Origin of the sequence: Streptococcus sp. 339 (genome assembly GCF_013277285.1) — a bacterium.
GTDB classification, from domain to species: Bacteria; Bacillota; Bacilli; order Lactobacillales; family Streptococcaceae; genus Streptococcus; species Streptococcus pseudopneumoniae.
The window spans coordinates 43,176-52,297 of the sequence record NZ_VMMR01000061.1 but is presented as its reverse complement, the minus strand read 5'-3'; the positions used below and the strand labels follow the sequence as shown (position 1 = coordinate 52,297).

The 9,122-nt window shown below is 39.8% G+C and carries 6 protein-coding genes; 1 reads left to right on the top strand and 5 read right to left on the bottom strand.

Translation table 11 applies throughout. From position 1 onward, the window contains the following. Nucleotides 1-120: 120 nt before the first annotated feature. From HT736_RS08100 to HT736_RS08080, 5 genes are all read right to left on the bottom strand, one after another. A complete protein-coding gene (locus HT736_RS08100; RefSeq protein ID WP_119946699.1) occupies nucleotides 121-1,779 on the bottom strand; it encodes an iron ABC transporter permease in 1,659 nt (552 codons plus the stop codon). Further along, the gene (locus tag HT736_RS08095; protein WP_119941696.1) at nucleotides 1,769-2,860 is read right to left on the bottom strand and encodes an ABC transporter ATP-binding protein; all 1,092 of its coding nucleotides are present in this window, start codon (nucleotides 2,858-2,860) and stop codon (nucleotides 1,769-1,771) included. The genes HT736_RS08100 and HT736_RS08095 overlap by 11 nt, the downstream gene beginning before the upstream one ends. A 12-nt stretch (nucleotides 2,861-2,872) precedes the next feature. Further along, nucleotides 2,873-3,919 (bottom strand): ABC transporter substrate-binding protein, encoded by a 1,047-nt coding sequence (locus tag HT736_RS08090; RefSeq protein WP_000731166.1) that lies wholly within the window; start codon nucleotides 3,917-3,919, stop codon nucleotides 2,873-2,875. 111 nt (nucleotides 3,920-4,030) lie between these two features. After that, entirely contained in the window at nucleotides 4,031-4,804 is a 774-nt protein-coding gene (locus HT736_RS08085) for a response regulator (protein WP_000475410.1), read from the bottom strand. Continuing rightward, the gene (locus HT736_RS08080) at nucleotides 4,797-6,446 is read right to left on the bottom strand and encodes a histidine kinase (protein ID WP_172930924.1); all 1,650 of its coding nucleotides are present in this window, start codon (nucleotides 6,444-6,446) and stop codon (nucleotides 4,797-4,799) included. The genes HT736_RS08085 and HT736_RS08080 overlap by 8 nt, the downstream gene beginning before the upstream one ends. Before the next feature lie 147 nt (nucleotides 6,447-6,593). On the opposite strand from HT736_RS08080, the gene leuS reads away from it, so the two are divergent. Further along, a complete protein-coding gene (gene leuS / locus HT736_RS08075; RefSeq protein ID WP_172930923.1) occupies nucleotides 6,594-9,095 on the top strand; it encodes a leucine--tRNA ligase in 2,502 nt (833 codons plus the stop codon). Nucleotides 9,096-9,122: the final 27 nt, after the last annotated feature.

Sequence of the window (9,122 nt, the reverse complement as noted above, 5' to 3'; positions counted from 1 at the left end):
GATTTTCATTGAGTATAATCAGTCTAGACTTGCTTGCTATGAACTAGGGATTTGATAGGAATATCAAGATAAGAAAAAACAGCCGAGGTTAGTCCTTTCGGCTGTTTTTGATAGGGAAAACTAAAGTGTAATGCTACTGCTTTTAGAGATTTTCATAAACAAGAGCAAGGAACCTACTGTTAGAACAGTGAGGATAGTTGACAAGGCTGCGGCTACACCGTAATTTCCTCTGAGAACCTCTGTATAAATGGCTACAGTCATTGTTCTTGTTTTGACATTGTAGAGGAGGATAGAAGTAGAGAGTTCTGAAATCATTGTGACCCAAGATAGGATGGCTCCAGAAATAATACCAGATAGCATCATTGGAGTTGTAATCTTGGCAAAGGTATTGAGACGACTACTTCCTAAGCTTTCCGCGGCTTCTTCAATACTTGGGGCTATTTGTTGCAAACTAGCAACAGATGAGCGAATAGTATACGGTAATCTTCTGACAGATAGGGACATAATTAAGATGAAAGCTGTCCCTGTAATCATAAGAAATCCACTTCCAAATAGGCCAGTATTGAAGGAAGAAATGAAGGCAATCCCTAGAACGGTTCCTGGTACAATATAAGGAACCATACTGAGGCTGTCAATTAAGTTTGTAAACAAATTCCGTTTTCTAACGGCTAGGTAGGAGATAAATGTTGCGAATAGGACAACTAGAACTAAGGCAATCAAAGGGATACGAATGGTATTGAAAATAGCAGAGCCCATACGATTGAAAGCCACCTTGTAACTGTTTAGCGAATAGCCTTTAACAAATACCATACCTGATGTTTTTAGGAAAGAGGTATAAATCAAGTAGATTTGAGGTAAAACAGAGATAAAGATAATTCCGTAGACTGTTGCATAAATGGCAGCCATTTTTCCTTTTGTAGTTTTTTTAGGCTCAATTGGATGGAGCGAATTCATGCTGAAACTGTAGCGATTTGCAATGTGTTTTTGGATAAGGAAAATTGCCAAGGCAATGATAATCGCCATAATTGCTAAAGCAGATGCGAAAGTAGAATTTCCTCCAACCTCGCTAATGAATTGGGTATAAATCAAGACCGGGAAAGTCCGATATCCTTCACCAATTAACATAGGCGTTCCAAAGTCTGAGAATGCTCTCATAAATACAAGCAAGGCAGCAGCTAGTAAGGTTGGAACGAGGAGAGGTAAAACAACCGTTACGATACGCTTAAATCCGAAGGATCCCATGCTTTCAGCGGCTTCAAGTAGAGAATTATCAATACTCTTCATTGTCCCAGCAACGTATAGAAATACCAGTGGGAATAGTTGCAGTGTAAAGACAAGTACAATTCCTTTGAATCCATAAATATCGATAGCTGGAAGATGAAGGGCATTTGTCAGGAATTTAGTAATGACCCCATTTCGTCCCAGCAAGAGAATCCAGGAGTAGGCTCCCACGAAAGGAGCTGACATGGAAGCAATGATAATCAATATTTGTAGAAATTTCTTCCCCTTGAAGTCATACATAGAGAAGAGATAAGCTAATAGGGTTCCTACAACTAAGGAAGTGACAGTAGCGGTAATGGAAACCTTGAAACTGTTGACAAGTGTCTCAGAGTAGTAGGCTTTACCAAAGAAAGTGACAAAATTAGCTAGTGAGAATTGTCCTTCATGTATGAGTGCTTGCTTGAGCACGGTAACGATAGGATAAACGAGAAAGACAAGATAGGTAAGAAAGATGAAGAAAGAGGAGGCTGTCCAAATATTTAGTTTTTTACGTTCCATGGTTGACTCCTTTTATCAGGTTTTGTGAACCATCTGCAGAAAAGACGTTTAATTTTTGAGTATTGATTCGTAGACGAATACGATCGCCTTTTTGTAGATCTTCTTCAAAAGTTGATTCTTCGCTAACTTGAATTTTTGAGGCAAAGCCTGTCTCGATGAAGTACTCCGTATTTAGTCCAAGATAGACGCTATCGCTAATAGTTCCTTCAATATCTCCAGATTCATCTTTGATAAACTCTTCAGGACGAATGCTTACATGAATAGCTTGTGCTTCAGCCTGATCAAGGGCTGGCATTCGAAGAGCATAGCCATCTGAAAAGACGATATAAGCGCCGTCGCTCCGTTTTTCAAGAGTGGCAGGGATAATATTTGTGCGTCCGATAAAGGTTGCTACAAACTCATTAGCTGGTTTATGATAGAGTTCTTTTGGTCGACCGATTTGTTGGATAACTCCGTCTTTCATAACAGCAATTTGGTCTGAAATAGCCATAGCTTCTTCTTGGTCGTGGGTCACATAAACAGTTGTAATTCCCACTTCGTGTTGGATTTCTCGAATAGCTTGACGCATATCCAAGCGAAGTTTGGCATCTAGGTTACTAAGTGGCTCGTCCATGAGGAGAACACTTGGATTAACAGCTAAGGCACGTGCCAAGGCGACACGTTGTTGTTGTCCACCACTGAGTTTATCGGGCTTTCGATCCGCATATTGAGCAATTTGCATGAGTTCAAGATACTTGTTGGTCTGTTGAATCAATTCTTCTTTTGGAACCTTCTTTTGCTTGAGACCAAAAGCGACATTATCTCGGACAGTCAAATGTGGGAAAATAGCGTAGTTTTGGAAAACCATGCCGATATTGCGTTTGCTGGGTTCCATATTATTGATTTTTGTATCATCGAAGTAAAATTCTCCACCTTCGATACTGTTGAAACCTGCAATCATACGAAGAAGGGTCGTTTTCCCACATCCTGAAGGTCCAAGAAGGGTAAAGAGACTTCCTTTTGGAATTGTAATGTTCAAATTCTCAATAACAGTGACATCGTGGTAGATTTTTTTGGCGTTAATAATTTTGATCTCACTCATAGTGAACCTCTTTTACTGTTTAGATTGGATATCTGTAAAGACTTCGTTGTATTTCTTAACAATATCTGATTTATTCTTGATGACATAATCATAATCTTCAGTGAGTGTTTTGATTTTGTCAATTGGTTTCATGTTTTCGCTTGTTTTAGCATTTTTACGAACAGGACGGTTAGTAGTGGTTGTACCAAGTGTATCTTGTACTTCTTGAGAGATAATGAAATCGATAAATTTCTTGGCATTTTCCATGTTTTTCGCTTTTTTAACGATAGCAGCACTAGCAGGTAGGAAGACGGTTCCTTCTTTTGGATAGACTACCTTAATGTTAGCTCCGTCATTTAAGAGTTTAACTGCTGGATCTTCATAAGAGAGACCAACAGCCATTTCTCCGTCAGCGACTGCTTTATAGACACCAGATGAGCTTGAACCGATTTTACCATCAATAAGCGTGAAGAGATCTTTTACATAAGACCAGGCTTTATCGTCTTTGTAACCACCTTGAGCTTGTAGCATATTTGTTAATTGAGCAAAGGCGCTAGAAGAGTTTGCTGGGTCAGCAGTTGCAATTTTTCCTTTGAGTTCAGGTTTGAGAAGGTCGCTATATCCTTCGATATTCATGCCTTTCGTTAAATCAGGATTGACGATTAAAACACTACCATCTAGTGTATAAGGAGTAGAGTAGCCAGTTGTGTTTTGATATTCTTTGATAACATTATCATTTTCTTTTGAAGTATAGTTTTCAAAGAGTTCTCCGTGGGTAGCATATTGTGTATAAGAACCACCAAAGATGACATCGGCTACAGGAGCTTCTTTTTCTGACTCTAGTTTTTTGAAAAGTTCTCCAGTACCAGCTTGAATCAGTTCTACTTTGATACCATATTTTTCTTCAAAGGCAGGAATAGTTGCTCCGATTAAGCCCTCTGAGTTTGGTGAATAAACGACTAGCGAACCGCCGTCTCCTTTATCAGATGAACCGCCATCGGCAGATTCATTAGAAGAACAAGCAGCAAGACCAAAAAGAGCTAGTCCGCAAGCAGCATAATACATCCATTTCTTTTTCATGATGGATACCTCCGTTGTGTTATTTAAGTTTATTTTAAAACAGTGTAAGCGTTTTTAAAACCGACAATTCTATTCTATTAGAGTAAAATTCTCTACAAAAAGAAGAATAGCTTATTTTACTATTCTTCCGAGTGATTTCAATTCCTTTGGGGAAATATGGAGATACTTTTTAAATACTTTAGCAAAATATTTATAGTCTGAAAATCCAACTTGATCAGAGATGTCGCTTAGAGGGGAGTTGGGAGATTCAGCCATCTTATCTATAGCTTGTTTCAGACGATATTGTAAGATATATTCATTTAGAGTCATGGGGAAGTCTTCTTTGATCACTTTATATAGATAGCTTTCGCTATAGTTTAAAGCTTCAGCAATAGTCGCAATCGTAAAATGCTCTGCATAATGCTTGTGGACAAAGGAAATAATTTGTTGAATGATTTGGTTTTGTGTATCAACCTGTTGGATAGAGGTGAGTAAAGTTTGATATTCTTCTAAAAAAGGAGTTTCTTGATAGGTGCTACCTTGTAATCGCAAAACAATGTTTTGAAGACATTCTGTCAATTCCTTGGTATCAATTGGCTTGGATAAGAAATCAACTGCTCCATATTGCATGGCTTTTTTGGCGTTTTGAAAATCGTTATAACCTGATAAGATAACTTTTTCATAGGAGAGGGTACGAGTGGCTTCAAACATCATAAAAGCATCCATAATTGGCATTGTGATGTCTGTTAAGACAATATGAGGTTCTTTTTCTTGGATGAGTTTCATTCCCTCTTGACCGTGACTGGCAGTTCCTACGACTTGGATACCCAAGGCAGAGTAGTCTACGGCAATCTCTAGCCATTTTCGAATGAGGTGTTCGTCTTCTACGATAATGAGCTTAAACATGAGTTAGTCCTTTCGTTATAAATTTGACCCAAGTTTCTCCTTGGCGATTGACTCCTAAATCTAGCTGGACATCAGAAAAGAAATTACTCAATCGTTTGTAGCTGTTCACGATGCCATGCTGGGTATGAGGGCTTTCTAAAGAGTCTAAAATAGCGAGTCGCTCTTGTTTGGTGAGTCCTCCAGCATTATCCTTGACTAAAAAAGTTAGAGAATCTGCTTCCAAGGTAATTTGGATATCAATATGAAGATCAATACGGTATTGCATCCCATATTTTATAGCATTTTCTACTAGAGGAAGCAAGAAAAGCTTAGGAATAGGCTGATTATCAACAGTTTCTGGGCAGACAATATCATAGGAAAAGTGCTCGAAACGAATCTTATGAATCATCAGGTAATCCTCTATAATCTTTAAATCTTGGCAAATGGTTGTTTCTTTTTCTAAATCGGTGATACTGTAGCGAAGAATGCGCGTGAGATTTTGAATTAGGTCTTGTGTGAGAGCAGCATCCATTAAAGAAGTGATTTTAATCGTCTCAAGTGTGTTGTAGAGAAAATGAGGATTGAACTGAGCTTCCAGCATTTTTCTTTCAAAAATCCACTTTTCTTTTTCTATGGTTAGCATTTTTTGATGAAGTTGATCTAATTCGTACAACATATTGTTGATTTTTTCTGCCATAAATTCAAACTCATCACCTGTTTGTAGAGAAAGCCTTTTTTCTGCTTGTTTGGGAATTTCTTGAAGTTGATAAACCAAACTTTCAATAGGAACAGCATTGTGTGTGGCAATCTTATGAGCAATTCGTCTCGCTTGCCAGAAGTAGAGGAAGAATATACATAAGGTGAGGACGGAGGCTAGACCGAGTAAGCTAGGAATGGGAAAGAAGGATTGAAAAGTATAGATTGAAAAAATAGCACCGACTTTTTCTTTTTGAACAATAAGCGGTTCATTCGCATACCAGTGGGTGCGAGAGTGTAGGAGTTTTTCATCCAATTTTTCAAGAGTGGAACGAGTAAACTGATTTGTATTGTTGGAAAACATATTTCCAAAGCTATCGGTAATGATGTATTTGGAATTGATCATTGGGAAGCTTGAGATGAAATCATTCTCATTTACGAAAGCAATAGTATAGGCCTTAACTCGTTGGTTTTGAAGTAGTGGTTTGATAAAGAGTGTGTAATGTTGCTTGTCTGAAGAGAGTGCAATTTTTTCTGTCACTTTTTCTTGAGAAGGATTTTGAATGAGCAGTTTTAGATAGTAGGGTGATAAAATACTTTCTTGATGATTTCGATTGGTACTAAATAGTAATTCACCTGTATCGTTTAGGATAATGAGGTCAGAACTAAGCTTCAATCTAGCTTTTGTCTCGTAAAATAAGCTAAAGACTTCTCGCTCTGTGTGTTTGCCCTCCAAAAATTCAGGAATCATTTTATGGTTCATAGTAGTCAGGAGCTCATTATTGGCTTCTTTCATTTCTTGAACCTGTTTTACAATCTGTCTCGTATCTTTAGAGAGTTGTTGCTTTTGTAAAAAATAGGAAAAACCAAAAAGTAAAATGAGTAGTAAAAGAGAGGTCACAAAGGCTGCGATAGAGCTTCTATGGAGAATTTCTTTTTGGAGAGATTTTTTAAAGGAATGAGACATCCGCTACCTCCTTGGAAGGGTTTTCTGTTATAAGTATAGCAGTTTAAAAATTCTAGAGCAAGGTAAAATAGAAAAGTATAGAATAGAACGAGACCAAATTCTCTCAAAAATGGTATAATAGTAACATCACAAAATTGGAGAGAGACCATGAGTTTTTACAATCATAAAGAAATTGAGCCTAAGTGGCAGGGCTACTGGGCAGAACATCATACATTTAAGACTGGAACAGATGCATCAAAACCTAAGTTTTATGCTCTTGATATGTTCCCTTATCCATCTGGAGCGGGTCTGCACGTAGGACACCCAGAAGGTTATACTGCAACCGATATTCTCAGCCGCTACAAACGTGCGCAAGGCTACAATGTCCTTCACCCAATGGGTTGGGATGCTTTTGGTTTGCCTGCAGAGCAATATGCTATGGATACTGGTAATGACCCAGCAGAATTTACAGCTGAGAACATTGCTAATTTCAAACGCCAAATCAATGCGCTTGGATTTTCTTATGACTGGGATCGTGAAGTCAATACAACCGATCCAAACTACTACAAGTGGACTCAATGGATTTTCACCAAGCTTTACGAAAAAGGCTTGGCCTATGAAGCGGAAGTGCCTGTAAACTGGGTTGAGGAACTAGGAACAGCCATTGCCAACGAAGAAGTCCTTCCTGATGGAACTTCTGAGCGTGGAGGCTATCCAGTTGTCCGTAAGCCGATGCGTCAATGGATGCTTAAAATCACTGCCTATGCAGAACGTTTGCTTAATGACTTGGATGAACTTGATTGGCCAGAGTCTATCAAGGACATGCAACGCAACTGGATCGGTAAATCAACTGGTGCCAATGTAACCTTCAAGGTTAGGGGAACTGATAAGGAATTTACTGTCTTTACCACTCGTCCTGATACCCTTTTCGGTGCGACTTTCACTGTTTTGGCTCCTGAGCATGAATTAGTAGATGCTATCACAAGTACAGAGCAAGCAGAAGCAGTAGCAGACTATAAACACCAAGCCAGCCTCAAGTCTGACTTGGCTCGTACAGACCTTGCCAAAGAAAAAACTGGTGTTTGGACTGGTGCTTATGCCATCAACCCTGTCAATGGTAAGGAAATTCCAATCTGGATTGCGGATTACGTTCTTGCTAGTTACGGAACAGGTGCCGTTATGGCTGTTCCTGCCCACGACCAACGTGACTGGGAATTTGCCAAACAATTTGACCTTCCAATCGTCGAAGTACTTGAAGGTGGAAACGTTAAAGAAGCTGCCTACACAGAGGATGGTCTTCATGTCAATTCAGACTTCCTAGATGGACTCAACAAAGAAGACGCTATTGCCAAGATTGTGGCTTGGTTGGAAGAAAAAGACTGTGGACAAGAGAAGGTTACCTACCGTCTCCGCGACTGGCTCTTTAGCCGTCAACGTTACTGGGGTGAGCCAATTCCAATCATTCATTGGGAAGATGGAACTTCAACAGCTGTTCCTGAAACTGAATTGCCGCTTGTCTTGCCTGTAACCAAGGATATCCGTCCTTCAGGTACTGGTGAAAGTCCACTAGCTAACTTGACAGATTGGCTTGAAGTGACTCGTGAAGATGGTGTCAAAGGTCGTCGTGAAACTAACACCATGCCACAATGGGCTGGTTCAAGCTGGTACTACCTCCGCTATATTGACCCGCACAATACTGAGAAATTGGCTGATGAGGACCTCCTCAAACAATGGTTGCCAGTAGATATCTACGTGGGTGGTGCGGAACATGCTGTACTTCACTTGCTTTATGCTCGTTTCTGGCATAAATTCCTCTATGACCTCGGTGTTGTTCCGACTAAGGAACCATTCCAAAAACTCTTTAACCAAGGAATGATTTTGGGAACAAGCTACCGTGACCACCGTGGGGCTCTTGTGGCAACCGATAAGGTTGAAAAACGTGACGGTTCTTTCTTCCATGTAGAAACGGGGGAAGAGTTGGAGCAAGCACCAGCCAAGATGTCTAAATCGCTCAAGAACGTTGTTAACCCAGACGATGTGGTGGAACAATACGGTGCCGATACCCTTCGTGTTTATGAAATGTTTATGGGACCACTCGATGCTTCGATTGCTTGGTCAGAAGAAGGTTTGGAAGGAAGCCGTAAGTTCCTTGACCGAGTTTACCGTTTGATTACAAGTAAAGAAATCCTTGCGGAAAACAATGGTGCTCTTGACAAGGTTTACAACGAAACAGTCAAAGCTGTTACTGAGCAAATTGAGTCTCTCAAATTCAACACAGCTATTGCCCAACTTATGGTCTTTGTCAACGCGGCTAACAAGGAAGAAAAACTTTATGTAGACTACGCCAAAGGCTTCGTTCAGTTGATTGCACCATTTGCACCTCACTTGGCAGAAGAACTCTGGCAAACTGTTGCAGCAACAGGTGAATCTATCTCTTACGTGGCTTGGCCAACATGGGACGAAAGCAAATTGGTTGAAGACGAAATCGAAATCGTTGTTCAAATCAAAGGAAAAGTCCGTGCTAAAGTCATGGTTGCTAAAGACCTATCACGCGAAGAATTGCAAGAAATTGCTCTAGCGGATGAAAAAGTCAAAGCAGAAATTGACGGTAAGGACATCGTGAAAGTAATTGCGGTACCGAATAAACTCGTTAATATCGTCGTTAAATAACGAGTTTATTAGCTCTATCTGCCACCT

Excerpts from the sequence above, each read along its gene's own strand:
- HT736_RS08100 (WP_119946699.1), bottom strand. The coding sequence starts at position 1,779 with ATGGAACGTAAAAAACTAAATATTTGGACAGCCTCCTCTTTCTTCATC.
- HT736_RS08095 (WP_119941696.1), bottom strand. The coding sequence starts at position 2,860 with ATGAGTGAGATCAAAATTATTAACGCCAAAAAAATCTACCACGATGTC.
- HT736_RS08090 (WP_000731166.1), bottom strand. The coding sequence starts at position 3,919 with ATGAAAAAGAAATGGATGTATTATGCTGCTTGCGGACTAGCTCTTTTT.
- HT736_RS08085 (WP_000475410.1), bottom strand. The coding sequence starts at position 4,804 with ATGTTTAAGCTCATTATCGTAGAAGACGAACACCTCATTCGAAAATGG.
- HT736_RS08080 (WP_172930924.1), bottom strand. The coding sequence starts at position 6,446 with ATGTCTCATTCCTTTAAAAAATCTCTCCAAAAAGAAATTCTCCATAGA.
- leuS (WP_172930923.1), top strand. The coding sequence starts at position 6,594 with ATGAGTTTTTACAATCATAAAGAAATTGAGCCTAAGTGGCAGGGCTAC.